Source organism: Parafrankia colletiae (genome assembly GCF_001854655.1).
GTDB classification, from domain to species: domain Bacteria; phylum Actinomycetota; class Actinomycetes; order Frankiales; family Frankiaceae; genus Parafrankia; species Parafrankia colletiae.
In genome coordinates this window covers 30589-48096 of sequence record NZ_MBLM01000116.1, presented here as the reverse complement: position 1 = coordinate 48096, position 17508 = coordinate 30589, and the positions used below count along the sequence as shown (strand labels likewise).

The window sequence follows — 17508 nt, the reverse complement described above, 5'->3', positions numbered from 1 at the left end:
CAGCTCGCCGGCACTGGGCCGGGCCTCCTCGAATCGGGCGATGCACATCGATGGCGCGCCCGTTACGCCGCGGGCAGGGACAGCACCATGGTCAGGCCGCCGCCGGGTGTCTCATCGGGGGTGAGGGTGCCGCCCATGGCCTCGGCGAGACCCCGGGCCAGGGCCAGGCCCAGCCCGACCCCGGTGGTGTTGTCGCGGTCGCCGAGACGCTGGAACGGCTGGAAGACGTCCTCGTGCCGGGCGGCGGGGATAYCGGGGCCACGGTCGACCACCCGCAGTTCGACGCGCCCCCCCAGGGCGCTGGCGGTGATGGTCGGCGGGGTTTCGGTGGGCGCGTGCCGCAGGGCGTTGCTGACGAGGTTGACGATGACCCGTTGGAGCAGCGCCGGGTCGGCCGTGACGGTGGGCAGGTCCTCGGGTACCCGCACGTCGATCCGGCTGGCCGGCGGGCCGATCTCGTCGAGGGCGGGCTGGACGATGTCGTCCAGCCCGACAGGACGGGGGAAGACGCTGAGGGCACCCGCCTGCAGGCGGGACATGTCGAGCAGGTTCTCGACGAGGCGGGTCAGCCTGTCGAGGGATTCGTCGGCGGTGGCGAGGAGTTCGGCCTGTTCCTCCCCGGTGAGGGTGATACCCGGTTCGCGGAGCCCGCTGACGGCGACCCTGGCCGCGGCGAGCGGGGTGCGCAGGTCGTGGCTGACGGCGGTGAGCAGTGCGGTGCGGACCTTGTCGGCCGCGGCGATCGGGGCGGCTTCGGCGGCTGCCTCGCGCAGCCGGTGCTGGTCGAGAGCGACGGCGGCCTGGGCGGCGAAGGCGGTGAGGATCCGCCGGTCCGCGGCGGGCAGTGACCGCCCGGTGAGCGAGAGGCGCAGGTTGTCGCGCACGGGAATGTCGACCCGGTCGCTGGTGGGGGAGGTCTCCGTGGCGGACGGGTCGGTGCCGACGGTCATCACCGGACGCCAGCCGCCCGCGGCCTGCCCGTCACCGACACGTTCGAGCAGGGTCACCGAGGTCATCCCGAAGGTCTCCTGGGCGCGGGCGAGGAGGGCGGGCAGGGCGTCCTCGCCGCGTAGGACGCTGCCGGCGAGCATGGAGAGGGTCGCGGCCTCGGCGGAGGCGCGCACGGCCTGCCCGTAACGCCGTGCGGAGGTGGACACGACCCGGCTGACCAGGCCGGCGACGAGGACGAAGCCGAGCAGCGCCAGGGCGTTGTCGCCGTCCGCGACGGTCCAGGTGTGGRGCGGGGCGGTGAAGTAGTAGTTGAGCAGCAGCGAGCTGGTGACGGCGCAGAGCAGCGCGGGCCCGAACCCGCCGACGAGCGCCACGATGACCGTGATCAGCAGATAGGCGAGCATCTCCGTGGTCAGGTTGAACGTGCCCCGGCTGGCGGTGAGGCCGGCGGTGAGCGCCGGGACGAGGGCGAGCGTGAGCACCGTGGCGAGGATTCGCCGGCGTGGCTCCAGCGCCGCGGTTCGGGTTCGGGCGCGGGGGAGCCGCCAGCCGTTCCGGCCGGTCCGGTGCGTCGGCTCCCCCTCGCCACCCGCCGGGGCCCGCCGGTGTCCCCACGCCTCGGAATGGGTGACCATGTGGACGTCGATGGAGCCGGACCTGCTGGTCGTGGTCGTGCCGATGCCGGGGCTGAGAATGCGGGCGAGGCGGCCGCGGCGGCTGGCGCCGAGCACGAGCTGGGTGGCGTTCTCGGCCCGGGCGAAGTCGAGGAGCGCGGTGGGGACGTGGTCGCCGATGACCTGGTGGTAGCTGCCGCCGAGGCTCTCGACCAGGGCTCGCTGCCGGGCGAGGGCGGACGGGTCGGCGCCGGTGAGGCCGTCGGAGCGGGCGACGTGGACCGCGAGCAGGTCGGCGCCCTTGCTGCGGGCGGCGATGCGGCTGGCGCGGCGGATCAGCGTGTCGCCTTCGGGCCCGCCGGTGAGCGCCACGACGACCCGTTCGCGGGTCTCCCAGGTGCCGCCGATGCCGTGGTCGGCGCGGTAGCGGTCGAGCTGGTCGTCGACCTTGCCGGCGAGCCAGAGCAGGGCGAGTTCGCGCAGCGCGGTGAGGTTGCCGACGCGGAAGTAGTTGGCCAGGGCGGCGTCCACCTTCTCGGGCCCGTAGACGTTGCCGTGCGCCATCCGGCGGCGTAGGGCCTCCGGGGCCATGTCGACGAGTTCGACCTGGTCGGCGTGGCGGACGACGTCGTCGGGGAYGGTCTCCCGCTGCGGGACGCCGGTGATGGTCTCGACGACGTCGTTGAGTGACTCCAGGTGCTGGACGTTGACGGTGGAGATGACGTCGATGCCGGCGGCGAGCAGTTCCTGGACGTCGAGCCACCGCTTGGTGTGACGGCTGCCCGGGACGTTGGTGTGCGCCAGCTCGTCGACGAAGGCGACCTCGGGGCGTCGGGCGAGGACGGCGTCGAGGTCCATCTCGGTGAACGATCCGCCCCGGTGCTCGAGGATCTGCCGGGGGATGATCTCCAGGCCGTCGAGCATGGCGGCGGTGCGTGGCCGGCCGTGGGTCTCGACGAAGCCGATGACGACGTCGGTGCCCCGGCCGGCGCGGCGGTGGGCCTCGTCGAGCGCGGCGTAGGTCTTGCCGACGCCCGGTGCGGCGCCCAGGTAGATCCGCAGGGTTCCTCGTGTCACCCGCCCATCGTGCGGGCGGCGACACCCTGCCGGAAGGCTTCGCGGCCGTCTCCTCCGGCGGTTTTCATGATCGCCGTTAGTGGTGTGTTAGAAAGTGCCGCGTCGCTGTTAGAAACCTGTGAGAGATCACCAGAACCGGGATCCACCGCGCTTTACTGGCGACGCCGCCCGATCGTCCGTTCACGGCGGTCCAGGGCTGCTTTCTTTCGTTGCCGGTGAGGGAGGACTCGTGCTCGACGTGGTGTACGTGGCGCTGACACTGGGGTGTTTCGCGCTGCTGGCGCTTGTTTTGCGGGGGGTCGAGCGGCTGTGACCGCGGAGAACGTAGCCGGCCTCATCCTGGCGATTGGGCTGGGAATCTTCGTGATCGCTGCCCTGCTGTTTCCGGAGCGTTTCTAGTGTCCGCCACGACCGCGGGTGCTCTGGTTGTCCTGCTGCTGGTCGCCGCGCTGGTGGCGACGTACCGTCCGTTCGGTGACTACATGTACCGGGTGTACACGAGCGAGAAGCACCTTCCGGTGGAAAGGGCGATCTACCGGCTGACCGGGGTGAATCCGGGCGTGGGCCAGCGGTGGCCGGTGTACGCCCGCAGCGTGCTCGCCTTCTCGTTGGTGTCCGTGCTGTTTCTGTACCTGATGCAGCGCGTCCAGGGCCATCTGCCGTGGGATCTGGGCTTCTCGGGGGTCTCGCCGGCGCTGGCCTGGAACACCGCCGTGAGTTTCACGACGAACACGAACTGGCAGGCGTACTCCGGTGAGTCGACGATGTCGCACCTCACCCAGATGACCGGCCTGGCGGTGCAGAACTTCGCCTCGGCCGCTGTCGGCATCTCGGTGGCGATCGCCGTTGTGCGGGGCTTCGCGCGCCGGCGGGCGCCGGTCGCGGCCGGGCCGGGCAGCATGGACGGCGYCGTGGGCACCGGTGACGAGATCGGTAACTTCTGGGTCGATCTGACCAGGACGATCGTGCGGATCCTGCTGCCGATCTGCGTCCTCGGCGCGGTCGTGCTGATCGCGGGAGGGGTGGTCCAGAACCTGCACGGCAACCAGGTCGTGACGACGCTGGCCGGGGGCGAGCAGGCGATCACGGGTGGGCCGGTGGCCAGCCAGGAGGTCATCAAGGAGCTCGGCACCAACGGTGGCGGCTTCTACAACGTCAACTCCGCGCATCCGTTCGAGAACCCGGCGGCGTGGACGAACCTGTTCGAGATCTACCTCCTGCTGATGATCGCCTTCTCGCTGCCGCGCACCTTCGGCCGAATGGTCGGGGACAGGCGCCAGGGCCTGGCGATCGTCGCGGCGATGGCGCTGATCGCGCTGGGCAGCCTCGCGGTGAACATGGCCTTCCAGACCGCGCACCACGGAACCGTCCCCGAGGCCGTCGGTGCCGCGACGGAGGGCACGGACGCCCGTTTCGGCGTCGCGAACTCGGCGCTGTTCGCCACCGCCACCACGCTGACCTCCACCGGCGCGGTGAACTCCTTTCATGACTCCTACACAAGCCTCGGTGGTGCCTCCCTGCTGTTCAACATGATGCTGGGTGAGGTGGCGCCGGGAGGTGTCGGCTCGGGGCTGTACGGAATGCTGATCCTTGCCGTGGTCACGGTTTTCGTCGCCGGGCTGATGATCGGGCGTACGCCGGAGTACGTCGGGAAGAAGATCGGCGCGCGGGAGATGAAGTTCGCGTCGCTGTACTTCCTGACCACACCGATCATCGTGCTTCTCGGCACCGGGGTCGCGATGGCGATGCCCGGCCAGAGGGCGGGCATGCTCAACTCCGGCGCGCACGGCCTTTCCGAGGTTCTCTACGCGTTCACCTCGGCCGGCAACAACAACGGATCGGCCTTCGCCGGAATCACAGTGAACACGACCTGGTACAACACCGCGCTGGGCCTGGCGATGATGTTCGGCCGATTCCTGCCAATGCTGTTCGTGCTCGGGCTGGCGGGCGCACTGGCCCGGCAGGCACCGGTACCCGTCACCGCCGGAACGCTGCCGACGCACCGGCCTCAGTTCGTCGGGATGCTCGCCGGCGTCACGCTGATCATCGTGGCGCTCACCTTCTTTCCCGCGCTGGCTCTCGGGCCCCTCGCGGAAGGGATTCACTGACCATGAGCACCACCACCATCGCCGCCCGCCCGGACGCCCCAGGCAACCGCCGGGAGGCTGTCGCGGACCAGCCGCGCCGGGTCGGAGGCGGCCTGCTCGACCCGAAGCAGCTCTGGAAGTCCCTGCCGAGCGCCGTGCGCAAGCTCGACCCGCGCACCCTGTGGCACAACCCGGTGATGCTGATCGTCGAGGTCGGCGCGGCGTTCACCACTGTCCTCGCGATCACCGACCCGTCGACGTTCGGCTGGCTGATCACGGTCTGGCTGTGGCTCACCGTGATCTTCGCCAACCTCGCCGAGGCCGTCGCCGAGGGACGCGGCAAGGCCCAGGCGGCGGCCCTGCGTCGGGCCCGGACCGACACCGTCGCCCGCCGGCTCACCGGCTGGCAGGCCGGGCAGGCTGTCGAGGCCGCGACCGTGGAGCAGGTTCCCGCGCCGCTGCTCGCCCGCAACGACCTCGTCGTCGTGGACGCGGGGGAGTTCATCCCCGGTGACGGGGACATCGTCGAGGGCATCGCCAGCGTCGACGAGTCGGCGATCACCGGTGAGTCGGCGCCGGTGATCCGCGAGTCCGGCGGCGACCGGTCCTCGGTCACCGGCGGGACGAGGGTGCTCTCCGACCGGATCGTCGTGCGGATCACCCAGCAGCCCGGGGAAAGCTTCATCGACCGGATGATCGCCCTGGTCGAGGGGGCGAACCGGCGGAAGACCCCGAACGAGATCGCGCTCAACATCCTGCTGGCCGCACTCACCGTCATCTTTCTGTTGGCCGTTGCCACCCTGCAGCCGCTGGCGATCTACGCGAAGGCGCAGCAGCCGGCGTTGCCGGACAGCTCCACCCTGACCGGCGACGGAATCACCGGGATCGTGCTGGCGTCGCTGCTGGTCTGCCTGATCCCGACCACCATCGGCGCACTGCTCTCCGCGATCGGCATCGCCGGGATGGACCGGCTCGTCCAGCGCAACGTGCTCGCGATGAGCGGCCGGGCCGTCGAGGCCGCCGGTGACGTCAACACCCTGCTGCTCGACAAGACCGGAACCATCACCCTGGGTAACCGGCAGGCCAGCGCCTTTCTCGCGGTCGGCGACGTGAGCGAGGCCGAGCTGGCGGATGCCGCGCAGCTCTCCTCGCTCGCCGACGAGACCCCCGAGGGGCGTTCCGTCGTGGTGTTCGCGAAGGAGCGTCACGGCCTGCGTGAGCGCACTCCCGGCGAGCTGYGGCACGCCACGTTCGTGCACTTCACCGCCCAGACCAGGATGTCCGGCGTCGACCTCGCCGCCCAGCCGGCGGACGGCCCGGAGCCCGGTGCCGCGGAGCCGGGTGCCGTTGCGTCCGGBGCTGCGGAGCCCGGCGCGGGGGCGGGGGTGCGGCGGGTCCGCAAGGGCGCGGCGAGTGCGGTCACCCGGTGGGTACGGGAGAACGGCGGCCACGTCCCGGCCCAGGTGGGGGAGATCGTCGACGGCATCTCCGCCTCGGGGGGCACCCCGCTCGTCGTCGGTGACATGACCGAAGGGCCGTCCGGGCCGACCGCGCGGGTCCTGGGCGTCATCCAGCTCAAGGACGTCGTGAAATCCGGCATGCGGGAACGGTTCGACGCCATGCGCCGGATGGGCATCCGCACCGTCATGATCACCGGGGACAACCCGCTCACCGCGAAGGCGATCGCCGACGAGGCGGGGGTCGACGACTTCCTCGCCGAGGCCACCCCGGAGGACAAGCTCGCACTGATCCGCAGGGAGCAGGCCGACGGCAAGCTGGTCGCGATGACCGGCGACGGCACCAACGACGCACCCGCGCTCGCGCAGGCAGACGTCGGAGTGGCGATGAACACCGGCACGTCGGCCGCGAAGGAGGCCGGCAACATGGTCGACCTCGACAGCAACCCGACGAAGCTCATCGAGATCGTCGAGATCGGCAAGCAGCTGCTCATCACCCGCGGAGCGCTGACGACCTTCTCCATCGCCAACGACGTCGCCAAGTACTTCGCGATCATCCCGGCGATGTTCGCCGGCGTCTACTCCGGCCTGGACACGCTCAACGTCATGCGCCTCGCCAGCCCCGAGTCGGCGATCCTCTCCGCGGTCATCTTCAACGCCCTCGTCATCGTCGCCCTGATCCCGCTCGCGCTGCGGGGCGTGCGGTACACGCCGGCCAGCGCCTCGAAGCTGCTCAGCCGCAACCTCTACCTCTACGGCCTCGGCGGGATCGTCGTCCCCTTCATCGGTATCAAGGCCATCGATCTTCTCGTCCAGTTCGTTCCGGGAGTGGGCTGAACCATGCCGACACGGTTTCCGTCCTGGCTGCGCCAGCACCTCGCGGCGCTGCGCACCCTGCTCGTCCTCACTGTGATCCTCGGGGTCGCGTACCCGCTCGTGATCCTCGCCATCGCCCAGATACCCGGCCTGAAGGACCGGGCCGACGGCTCCCTCGTCACCGACACGCGGGGCCAGCACGTCGGCTCGTCCCTGATCGGCCAGGCGTTCACCGACAGCGACGGCAACCCGCTGCCCGCGTACTTCCAGAGCCGGCCGTCCGCCGCGGGCGACGGCTACGACCCGACCTCCACCTCGGCGTCCAACCTCGGCCCCGAGGACGTCGTCGACACCTTCGACGACCCCGCCACCCCCGACGACGAGAGCGGGCAGAGCCTGYTCACCCAGGTCTGCGCACGCAGCCTGGCGATCGGCGAACGGGAAGGAGTCGACGGTGCCCGCAGGTACTGCACCGCCTCGGGCGTCGGGGCCGTCCTCGCCGTCCACCACGCCGGCCCCGGCTTCGACGGCCCGATCACCCGGGTGGTGAGCGTCAACGACGCCTGCCCCACCACCCCGTTCCTCGCCACCTACCAGGGCGTCGCGGTCGCCTGCCGGGAGCCCGGGGACGACATCGCCGCCGGCGAGCGGGTCGTCGTCCGCGGCGGTGCCCCTGACGGCCCGGCCGTGCCCGCCGACGCCGTGACCGCCAGCGGCAGCGGCCTCGACCCCGGCATCAGCCCGGCCTACGCCGAGCTGCAGATCCCCCGGGTCGCCCGTGAACGCGGGCTGCCCGTCGACCGGGTCGCTGCCCTCGTCGACGAGAACACCACCGGACGGGCCCTGGGCTTCATCGGCGAACCGAGCGTCAACGTCCTCGCACTGAACCTCGATCTGGACCGCGCGTCCGCGGGGCCCTGAGCCAGGCTCGACAGCTCGACAGCTCGACAGCTCGACAGCTCGACAGCTCGATAGGTTCGACCGGTGCCGTTCCCCCTGCGCGGGATCCGCGTCCTCGACCTCTCTCGTTCCTTTCCCGGCGGCTACTGCACACGGTTGCTCGCCGACCTCGGTGCCGAGGTGGTCAAGCTCGAGGAGCCGGGTGTCGGTGACCCGTTGCGGGGCCCGACCGGGACCTCACCGACCCACGTCGGGCTGAACCACGGCAAGCGATCCGTCACGCTCGATACCCGAAGCAAGGCTGGGCTCGAGGTGTTGCGCAGGCTCGTCGCCTCGGCCGACGCCGTCGTCGACAGCGCGCGGCCAGGTGCCCGGGAGGCGGCGGGCTTCGCGTACGCGCAGGCGGCCGAGGTGAACCCGCGGCTGGTCTGGGCCAGTCTGTCGTCGTTCGGCCTCGACGGTCCGTACGCCGGCCGCGCCGGGCACGAGATCACCTTCCTCGGTCACTCCGGAGCCCTGACCGCGATCGCGGAGCAGCTTCCGTGGATGCCGCAGACGCCGATCGCCGCACCGTTGGCGGGAGCGGTCGCGGCGATGGTCGTCTCCGCCTCGCTCGCCCGGGCGGCGCACACCGGCGTCGGCTCCTTCGTCGACGTCTCGCTCGACGACGTCGCGACCTGGATGTTGTCCGGTACCCCGGGCCGGTTCTCGGGCACCGAGTCCGACATGGGCTGGGCGGCGGGCCGCCGGCTCTACCGGTGCGCCGACGGCCGGTGGGTGACGGTCGCCGCCGCGGAGCCTCGGACCTGGCGGGCACTGTGCCGGGTGCTCGGTGCCGAAGACCTGGTCGAACGGTTGCGGGCCGGTGAGGACGAGCAGGTGGCCATGGCGGAGCGGTTCGAGAAGGTGTTCGTGACGAGGCCTGCGGCGGCCTGGGTCGCCTCGGATCCCGAGGCGACGATCGGGGTGGTGAACGAGGGACCGGATCTGGTGGACGACCAGCACGCCGCGGCCCGCGGCACGCTCGTGGACGTCGCGGGAACGCTGGTTCCTGCGGCACCGTTCCGCTTCGGCGACGACGAAGGGCAACGGCTGCCGACACCGCCGCCGGCCGCACCGCCGGTGCTGGGGGGCGACACCGACGACGTGCTACGCGCGGCCGGGGTTGGAGACGAGGAGCTGGCTCGGCTGCGGGCCGACGGCACCATCTGATCTACGTCGGGCTGAGCTACGTCGGGCCGGCCCGACATCGGCCGGGGCCGCGCCCCGGCCGGGGCCTGGCCACGCGCTCTCAGCCGGCCCTTCCTCGGGCCCGGAAGTCCTGAACGGAGCGATCGACGTACGCGAGGAGCTCCGGAGTCAGCCGGTGCATCGCCCGGCGGTCGTACCAGCGGACGATCAGGGCGCCCACGACGACCCAGCAGAGCAGGCCGATCGCGGCCCCCACGACGCCACGGGTCAGGCCCGCGCCGGCCTGGGCTTCGAAGTACAGGATGGCCCGGTCACCGGCGAGGATCTGCCGGAGCGGCTCGGCCTCGCTGAGCAGCCGGAAGAAACCGGGCAGTGCCTCGATCGGCACCGTCCCGCCGGCCGAGGCCAGGCCGGCGTACACGAACAACAGGATGGCGACCAGCTGCCCGGGTGTGCCGAGCACGGCGAAGAGCACGATCGTCCCGGCGGCGACACTGGCCGCGCACAGCCACGCGTACAGCCACAACAGCAGTGGATGCGGAGCATCCATGCCCACCGCGCCGGCCGCCACCGCGATCATCAGACCGGTCACCACCCCGGTCAGGACCGCGGCCATCGCCCATTTGATCAGCAGGGTCCGCCACCGGCTGATCGCCTTCGGCTGGAGCTGGGTCCACCGGGGACCTACTTCGGAGGTGCCGTAGCCGAGCGCCGCGTCGACCGTGGAGTGCAGGATGGTCCCAGCCAGAAATCCGCACATCAGGGTCAGCAGGGCCAGGTAGAAGGCGCTCAGACCCAGCGCGCTGTTCGCGGGCGGAGGGTGGAACTGGCTGGTCGTGACCGTCACCGGGTTCGCCAGGAACGCGGTCGTCGCGGACTCGTGGGCGCCGGTGCCGGCCACCGCCGCGAGCTGGCCGCTGATCACCTGCGAGGTGGCGGCGACAGCGGGCGCCACGATGCCGGCGGCCAGGCTCACCCCCAACGTGCCGGCCCGCGGGTTGGTCAGCAGCTGGACTGCCCCGCCGTCCGCCGCCCCGTCCGTCCCGCCGTCCGTCACCCCGGCTGTCGGATGACCGGCCTGGGCCAGGCGCGAGGCGGTGAAGCCGGGCGGGATCACGATGGTCGCGTACGCCTGCCCGCGGCTCATGGCTCGTTCGGCCGCGGCCAGGGTCACGGGTTCCAGCTGCAGCCGGCGGGACACGGTGGGACTCGCCCGCAGGCCAGCCTCGATCCGCCGGCCGAAGTCGAGATGTTCGGTTCCGACCGTGGCCCCACGGTCGCTGTTCACCACCTTGACGGGCAGGCCGCGCGCATGAGCCAGCGGGTCCACCGCCGACGCGAGGTACAGCGCGGTCATCGTCATGACGACGACCGAAGCCAGGACCAGCGGCAGCATCCACACCGCACGTTCCCGCAGCAGGTCGCGCACACGAACCGGGAAGTCATCCCGCGGTGTCCCGTTCTCCGGACCCAACACACCGTCTCGTTTCGCTCAGGACTCGCGGATCTCGTTCCGCTCAGGACGCGCGGGCCGCGGACATCGCTTTGGCGGCCGTCCTGATCAGATCGGCTACCGCGGCCGGCTGGGAGAACATCACCAGGTGCGACGAGTCCACCTCGATCGTGTCGACCCCCGCTCGCCGGTAACCGAAGTACTGGACCTCCGGATTGATGGCGTGATCCGAGGTGGCGACGATGCCCCAGGCCGGCCTGGTCCGCCAGGCGGCGGCGGACGCGTTCTCCCCGAACGCGACCGCGGACAACGGCCGCTGCGACACGGCGAGCACCGCGGTGACGGCCGGGTCGACGTCGTGGGCGAAGACCGCCGGGAACTTCTCGATGTCGACCGAGAGATCGACGCCACCCGGGAAGGGCGTCGCGACCAGAGCCCCGGCCAGGTCGGAGTCGGGAAAGCGGCCCTGGAGCTCACCGAGGGATTCGCCCTCCTCGGGGACAAACCCGGCGAGATAGACCAGGCCCTCGACGTTCTCCGCGACACCCGCCACGGTGATCACCGAGCAGCCGTACGAATGGCCGACCAGGAGAACGGGACCCTCGATGGCCGCGAGGACCGACCCGATGTACTCGGCGTCGCCGCTGAGCGAGCGGTTCGGCACGGCAGGCACCACCACCTTGAGACCGTCGGCGAGCAGCTCGGGAACCACTCGGGCGAAACTTGACGCGTCGGCGAAAGCGCCGTGGACGAGGACGACGGTCGGCAGCGACATGCTCTTCGGCTCCCTGGACTTGAGTGTGAGACCCGAGTACACCACCGGGTAGTTGACGATTTGTGCATTACTGCTGCAGCGGATAACCGGGCGCCCATGAGTCGTCCTCGTCAGGCCGGTGGTGGGCGAGGTGAGAGAGCCGTGGGGCGGGTGTCCGGGCGGTGGTGCGGGTGCGAGAATCGCCCCATGCACCGGTTGGACGCCCGGGCCCAGCACCGGCTCATCGACGGCGATCGGGCGTGCGACGCGGTGGCCGCGATCGGCGACCGGGCCGACGTCGCCCGCTGGGCCGGCGTCTTCGCCATGCTCGGCGAGCCGGGCCGGCTGGCGATCCTGCTGGCCATCCACTACGCCGGCCCGATCTCGGTCTCCGATCTGGCCGCCGCGGTCGGCATGAACGACGCGGCGGTCTCGCAGGCACTGCGGCTGCTGCGCCACCAGCAGGCCGTCGTCGCCGAGCGGGACGGGCGAGTGATCCGCTACCGGCTCGTCGATCCCGTCGTCGGCGATCTGCTGACCCGGGTGCACCCCGAGCCGGTGCTGCATCACGGTCCCGCGGCACACGCCCGCTGAACCTGGCCTGCACCGTGCCAGTCGGGGTGACTCTCCTCATGCACGAGAACAGAACATCCACCCGCGAGGCCAGGAACCGACCGGCAGTGTCAGATCACCAGGCCGCGCGCCGCGAACCGCACGGTGGGCATGGCGGATGTCCTTCCAGAAGGGAAGACCGGACGTTCAGATCCGGAAGTTGAAGATGTTGGCGTCGAACGCGTTGTAGGCGGGGTAGTCGAGGAGTTCGTAGAGCCGGGAGCGGGTCTGCATCCGGTCGACCAGACCGGCCTGGGTGCCGTCGGCGAGAATGCGGCGCAGGCCGTCCTCGACCGCGCCCATGGCCAGGCGTAGCAGGGTGACCGGGTAGATGACCAGGCTCACGCCGGCGGAGGCCAACGTGTCCGTCGTGAGGAGTTCGCTTTTCCCGAACTCGGTCATGTTGGCCAGGATCGGCACGTCGACGGCCCTGCGGACGGCTTCGAACTCGGACGCGTCGGCCATCGCCTCCGGGAAGATCATGTCCGCTCCGGCGTCGGCGTAGGCGCGGGCCCGTTCGAGGGCGCCTTCCAGCCCTTCGGCCGCGCGGGCGTCGGTGCGTGCGCAGATGACGAAGTTGTCGTCGCGGCGGGCGGCGACGGCCGCGCCGATCCGTCGGACCATCTCGTCGGTGCTGACCACGGACTTGCCGTCGAGGTGCCCGCACCGCTTCGGGTTGACCTGGTCCTCGAGGTGGCAGCCGGCGAGGCCGGCGTCCTCCAGGGTCTGGATGGTGCGGGCGACGTTCATCGGCTCACCGAAGCCGGTGTCGGCGTCGACGAGGGCGGGCAGGTCGGTGACCCGGGCGATCTGCCCGGCCCGGCCCRCCACCTCGGTGAGCGTGGTGAGGCCGATGTCGGGCAGCGCCAGGTCGGCGGAGAGCACCGCGCCGGAGATGTACACGCCGTCGAAGCCGAGCTCGGTGATGAGGACGGYGGACAGCGGGTTGAACGCGCCGGGGAAGCGCAGTAGCCGACCTGTGCGCAGCGCGTCGCGGAACGCGGCGCGGCGGGCGTGGGCGGGTGTTCTCGCGTGCAGCATCGGTCGGACGTCCCCTCGCCTCTAGAAGATTCCCTGGGTGCCGCTGGCGGTCAGCGGCGGCTGCGGGGCGATGGTGAGCCCGGCGAGTTCGTCGGGTCGCAGCTCGGGCAGGCGGGTGGCGGCGTCGAGGAAGCGTTCCTGCTCCTCGGCGGGGAGAACGCCGTCGGCGAGGCGGCGGAACTTGGCGATGTACTCGTCGCGCGCGAAGGGGCGTGCGCCGAGCGGGTGGGCGTCGGCGACGGCGATCTCGTCCGTCAACGTGGTCCCGTCCGTCAGTTCGACGACGACGCGCGCGCCGAACGCCTTCTCGGCCGGGTCGGTGGAGTGGTAGCGCCTGGTCCACTCCTCGTCCTCGACCGTGGTGATCTTCTGCCAGAGGTTGACGGTGTCGGGCCGGGCGGCCCGGTCCGGCGCGTAGGAGCGCTCGTGGTGCCAGTCACCGTCCTGCAGGGCGACGGCGAAGACGTAGGGGATCGAGTGGTCGAGGGTCTCCCTGCTGGCCGTCGGGTCGTACTTCTGCGGGTCACCGGCGCCGGAGCCGATCACGTGGTGGGTGTGGTGGCTGGTGTGCAGGACGATCGCGCTGACCCGGCCGAAGTCGCCGATGCGGGGGCCGAGGCGGCGGGCCAGGTCGATCAGTGCCTGGCTCTGGTACTCGGCCGAGTGTTCCTTCGTGTAGGTCTCCAGGATGCCGCGCCTGGCCTCGCCCGCCGCGGGCAGCGAGACCGCGTAACGGGCCTCGGGCCCGCTGAGCAGCCAGGCGATGAACCCGTCCTCGCCCTCGTAGGCGGGTGAGGGGGCACCCTCGCCGCGCATCGCCCGGTCGACGGCCTCCACGGCCAGCTTCCCGGCGAAGGCGGGGGCGTAGGCCTTCCAGCTGGAGATGGTGCCCTTGCGGGACTGCCTGGTGGTCGTCGTGGTGTGCAGCGCCTGCCCGACCGCCTGGTAGATGGTCTCGGTCGGCAGCCCGAGCAGGGTGCCGATGCCGGCCGCCGCGGACGGGCCGAGGTGCGCGATGTGGTCGATCCTGTGCTCGTGCAGGCAGATCCCCCGGACGAGGGCGACCTGGATCTCGTACCCGGTGGCGATCCCGCGCACGAGGGCATGGCCGCCCAGGCCGAGGTGCTGGGCCACCGCCAGCACGGGCGGGATGTTGTCGCCGGGATGGGAGTAGTCCGCGGCCAGGTAGGTGTCGTGGAAGTCCAGCTCGCGCACGGCCACGCCGTTCGCCCAGGCCGCCCACTCGGGGGAGACGCGGGTGTCCGCCGCCAGGCCGAAGACCGTCGCTCCGTCCCGGCCGGGGGCGGGGATGTGCCGCAGCGCCTGGTCCCGGGCGGCGACCACCGGCCGCCGCGCCAGCGAGGCGGCGGCGACCCCCGCGTTGTCGATGATCCGGTTGATCACCATGTCGGTCACCTCGGGCTCGACGTCCACCGGGTCGGCGGCCACCGTCGCGATCTTCCACGCGAGCTGGTCCTCCCGCGCGAGTCGCTCCGCGCTGCGGTGCACACGGACCTGGTGGTCGATCATGCGCTGACACCTTCTTCCAAGTAGTCGGTTGCTCCGGGAGGAGAGCGGAAGCCACGCCCGAGCTTCGTGCCGGCCGGAAGCAGCCGACGCTGGCTCCCATGGTGACGCCGTCGGAATACAGCGAAGCGGGCCCAGCCTCATGGAGGCTGGGCCCGCTCGCAGGCGTCATGCGTCAGGCCGGCGCTGCGGAACCGCCGAGCCCGCGGAACCGCCGAGCCCTGCTTTCCGCGGGTGCCCGCGCGGGAGCCGGCGCGGGTGCGTCCCGTTCCTCCGCCGGCGTCAGGTCACCGGCCGGCGGCACGACGAAGAACGCGGCGACGAGGTCGTCGTCGACATCGGCCAGGGCGGGGGGATCCCACCGGGGTGACCGGTCCTTGTCGATGATCTGGGCTCGGATGCCCTCGCGCAGGTCGTGCGAGCGCAGCGCGGCGCTGGAGATGCGGAACTCCGCGACAAGCGCGGCCCACAGATCGGGGAGGTCCGCGGCGGCGCGCAGGGCGCGCAGCGTGACCTTGAGCGCCGTGGGTGACTTCGTCTCGATCTCGTCGGCCGCTGCCGCAGCGGCCGGGTCGCCGTGTCCGCGCAGTCGGGCGATGATCGTTTCGACGGTCGGCGCGCTGTAGCAGGCGTCGATCCAGTCAGCCGCCTCGGCCAGCCCGCCCGTCAGCCCGCCGGCCGGGGGGATGAACGCGAACTCCTCGACGATCTTTGCCGGGTTGCTGGCATCCGCCGCCCCGACGAGGGTCGCGATCAGGTCGGGGAGCCGGTCACCGGGCACGAGGTGGTCCGCCAGGCCCGCGTGCAGGACGTCCGCCCCGGACATCTGGGCGGTCGTCAGCGCGATATGGGTGCCCGACTCGCCGGGCAGGCGGGAGAGCAGCCAGGTGCCGCCGACGTCCGGCATGAAGCCGATGCCGACCTCCGGCATCCCCAGCCGGGTGCCCTCCGTCACGATCCGGACGTTGCCATGCGCCGAGATCCCGACGCCGCCACCCATGACCAGCCCGTCCATGAGGACGATGTAGGGCTTCGGGTAGGTGCTGATCCGTGCGTTGAGGCGGTACTCGTCGGCCCAGAAGTCCAGCGACCCGGTGCCGCCGGCGCGGGCGTCGTGGTGGATCGCGCGGATGTCGCCGCCCGCGCACAGCCCGCGGTGGCCCGCGCCGTCGACGAGAACGGCGTCGACCCGGTCGTCGTGCTCCCAGTCGCGCAGCGCCGCGTCCATCGCGCGGACCATGTCGTGGGTGAGCGCGTTGATGGCCTTCGGGCGGTTGAGCGTGAGCCGGCCGACCCGTCCCTCGACGGATCGCAGGATCTCGGGCTCCTGAGGAGGTTCGGGAGCCGCCGTCATCGGACCGCGTCCAGCATCGAGCGGGAGACGATGATGCGCATGATCTCGTTCGTCCCCTCAAGGATCTGGTGCACCTGCAGGTCGCGCACGATCTTCTCCAGTCCGTACTCGCTGAGGTATCCGTAGCCGCCGTGCGGCTGGAGGGACTGGGCCTGGTTGGGGCCGCCTCATCCTGCGGTCGCCTGGGGCTTCCTGTCTCGGCGTCCAGGCGTGGGGTTGACCGCTCTGTCCGGGCAGCATCTAATCATCTCCACATCTGATATATCAATGTGGAGGGCTTGTGCCGACAGGACGGGACGACCAGCTCACCCTCGTCGCCTTCATGCAGGCGTCGAACGTGTCGGTGTACTCGGGGTCGTGGCGTTACCCGAGCTCGATGCCCGACTTCCTCGATCTGCGCTACTACCAGCGGATCGCGCGGGTGCTCGAGGAGGGCACGTTCGACCTGATGTTCTTCGACGACAGGCTCGCGATGCCGTCGATCTACGGCTCCTCGCCGGCCGAGGCAGTGCGCCACGGCGCCCGTCCGATCAAGCTGGACCTGACCGCCGTGCTCGGCGCCGCCGCGGCGGCGACCACCCACCTGGGCCTGGGCGCGACCTACTCCACGACCTACTACCCGCCGTTCCACGTCGCGCGGACCTTCGCGACCCTGGACCACCTCAGCGGCGGCCGCGCCGCCTGGAACGTCGTCACCTCGGTCAACGACGCCGAGGCCCGCAACTTCGGCGTTGACCAGCATCTCGGCCACGACGAACGCTACGACCGCGCCGAGGAGTTCATCGAGGTCGTCACCAGGCTGTGGGACTCCTGGGAGGACGACTGGCTGGTGATGAACCGCGAGGCGGGCATCTTCGCCGACCCGGAGAAGGTCCACGAGCTCGACCACCAGGGCAGGTACTTCTCGGTGCAGGGCCCGCTCACAGTCCCCCGCCCGCCGCAGGGCCGGCCGCCGATCATCCAGGCCGGGCAGTCGGGCCGCGGCCAGCGCTTCGCCGCGCGCTGGGCCGACCTGATCTTCACAGCGGATCCCAGTCAGGCCATCGCCGCCGAGCACTACCGGGGCCAGAAGGAGCTCATCACGGCCGAGGGCCGGTCGGCCGACGCCGTCCGCCTGCTGCCGATGGCGTACGTGATCGTCGGCGAGACCGAGACGATCGCACGGGAGAAGGAGGACATCTTCCTCAACCAGCTCGTGCACCCGATGGCCTCGCTGACGCTGCTCTCCGAGCTCACCAACCACGACTTCTCCGGCTACGCGCTGGACGACGAGGTGACCGACGAGCTGATCAACTCCGTCTCCGGCATCCGCGGCCTCGTCCAGGGCGTGAAGAGGCACCTCGGCGACGGGCCGATGACCCTGCGGACACTGGCCAGCCACCGCGCGACCCTGCTGCAGGGGCCGCGGTTCGTCGGCACCGGGCCGCAGGTCGCCGACCAGATGCAGGAGTGGTTCGAGAGCCGCTCGTGCGACGGGTTCGTCATCGCGGCCACCCACTTCCCCGGCGCGTTCGAGGACTTCGTCCGCCTGGTGGTGCCCGAGCTGCGCCGCCGCGGCCTGTTCCGCACCCACTACACCGGTTCGACACTGCGCGAGAACCTGGGCCTGGACCGTCCCGCCAGCAGCTTCACGAAGCCGGTGTCCGGCGCGAACCATGGCTGAGTCGACGTCCG

The 17508-nt window shown here is 71.2% G+C and carries 13 protein-coding genes and 1 pseudogene; 7 read left to right on the top strand and 7 right to left on the bottom strand.

The window, feature by feature from the left end:
- Window positions 1–62: 62 nt before the first annotated feature.
- The gene (locus CC117_RS15795; protein WP_071084848.1) at window positions 63–2642 is read right to left on the bottom strand and encodes an ATP-binding protein; all 2580 of its coding nucleotides are present in this window, start codon (window positions 2640–2642) and stop codon (window positions 63–65) included.
- 264 nt (window positions 2643–2906) lie between these two features.
- Between CC117_RS15795 and CC117_RS40550 the strand changes: the two genes are divergently transcribed.
- The 5 genes from CC117_RS40550 (at window position 2907) to CC117_RS15775 (ending at window position 9114) form a co-directional block, all read left to right on the top strand.
- Window positions 2907–3041 (top strand): potassium-transporting ATPase subunit F, encoded by a 135-nt coding sequence (locus CC117_RS40550; protein WP_084132194.1) that lies wholly within the window; start codon window positions 2907–2909, stop codon window positions 3039–3041.
- Window positions 3041–4750 (top strand): potassium-transporting ATPase subunit KdpA, encoded by a 1710-nt coding sequence (kdpA, locus tag CC117_RS15790; protein ID WP_071084846.1) that lies wholly within the window; start codon window positions 3041–3043, stop codon window positions 4748–4750. Before CC117_RS40550 ends, kdpA begins: the two co-directional genes overlap by 1 nt.
- 2 nt (window positions 4751–4752) lie before the next feature.
- A complete protein-coding gene (gene kdpB, locus CC117_RS15785) occupies window positions 4753–7023 on the top strand; it encodes a potassium-transporting ATPase subunit KdpB (protein ID WP_071084844.1) in 2271 nt (756 codons plus the stop codon).
- A 3-nt stretch (window positions 7024–7026) separates the two neighbouring features.
- Window positions 7027–7923 (top strand): potassium-transporting ATPase subunit C, encoded by an 897-nt coding sequence (locus CC117_RS15780; RefSeq protein WP_071084842.1) that lies wholly within the window; start codon window positions 7027–7029, stop codon window positions 7921–7923.
- A 63-nt stretch (window positions 7924–7986) separates the two neighbouring features.
- Window positions 7987–9114, top strand: a complete 1128-nt coding sequence (locus CC117_RS15775) for a CaiB/BaiF CoA transferase family protein (RefSeq protein ID WP_071084840.1) — start codon at window positions 7987–7989, stop codon at window positions 9112–9114.
- A 79-nt stretch (window positions 9115–9193) separates the two neighbouring features.
- Here CC117_RS15775 and CC117_RS15770 read toward each other — a convergent pair whose 3' ends face one another.
- On the bottom strand, window positions 9194–10570 hold the full coding sequence (locus CC117_RS15770) for a YhgE/Pip domain-containing protein (protein ID WP_071084838.1): 1377 nt from the start codon (window positions 10568–10570) through the stop codon (window positions 9194–9196).
- 40 nt (window positions 10571–10610) lie between these two features.
- Window positions 10611–11321, bottom strand: coding sequence for an alpha/beta fold hydrolase (locus CC117_RS15765; protein WP_071084836.1), 711 nt, complete (start codon window positions 11319–11321; stop codon window positions 10611–10613).
- Window positions 11322–11507: 186 nt separating this feature from the next.
- On the opposite strand from CC117_RS15765, the gene CC117_RS15760 reads away from it, so the two are divergent.
- Complete coding sequence (locus CC117_RS15760; RefSeq protein WP_071084834.1) at window positions 11508–11894, top strand: ArsR/SmtB family transcription factor; 387 nt, start codon at window positions 11508–11510, stop codon at window positions 11892–11894.
- A gap of 165 nt (window positions 11895–12059) precedes the next feature.
- On the opposite strand, the gene prpB is transcribed toward CC117_RS15760, so the two are convergent.
- From prpB to CC117_RS39065, 4 genes and pseudogenes are all read right to left on the bottom strand, one after another.
- The gene (gene prpB, locus CC117_RS15755) at window positions 12060–12953 is read right to left on the bottom strand and encodes a methylisocitrate lyase (protein WP_071084832.1); all 894 of its coding nucleotides are present in this window, start codon (window positions 12951–12953) and stop codon (window positions 12060–12062) included.
- Between the two features lie 21 nt (window positions 12954–12974).
- Window positions 12975–14483, bottom strand: coding sequence for an MmgE/PrpD family protein (locus CC117_RS15750; protein WP_071084830.1), 1509 nt, complete (start codon window positions 14481–14483; stop codon window positions 12975–12977).
- A gap of 172 nt (window positions 14484–14655) precedes the next feature.
- Entirely contained in the window at window positions 14656–15834 is a 1179-nt protein-coding gene (locus CC117_RS15745; protein WP_241830138.1) for an enoyl-CoA hydratase/isomerase family protein, read from the bottom strand.
- A pseudogene (locus tag CC117_RS39065) lies at window positions 15831–15983 on the bottom strand (acyl-CoA dehydrogenase family protein); the annotation flags it as partial. The pseudogene CC117_RS39065 and the gene CC117_RS15745, both read right to left, overlap by 4 nt.
- A 173-nt stretch (window positions 15984–16156) precedes the next feature.
- Between CC117_RS39065 and CC117_RS15740 the strand changes: the two are divergent.
- A complete protein-coding gene (locus CC117_RS15740) occupies window positions 16157–17497 on the top strand; it encodes an LLM class flavin-dependent oxidoreductase (RefSeq protein WP_071084878.1) in 1341 nt (446 codons plus the stop codon).
- Window positions 17498–17508 lie beyond the last annotated feature (11 nt).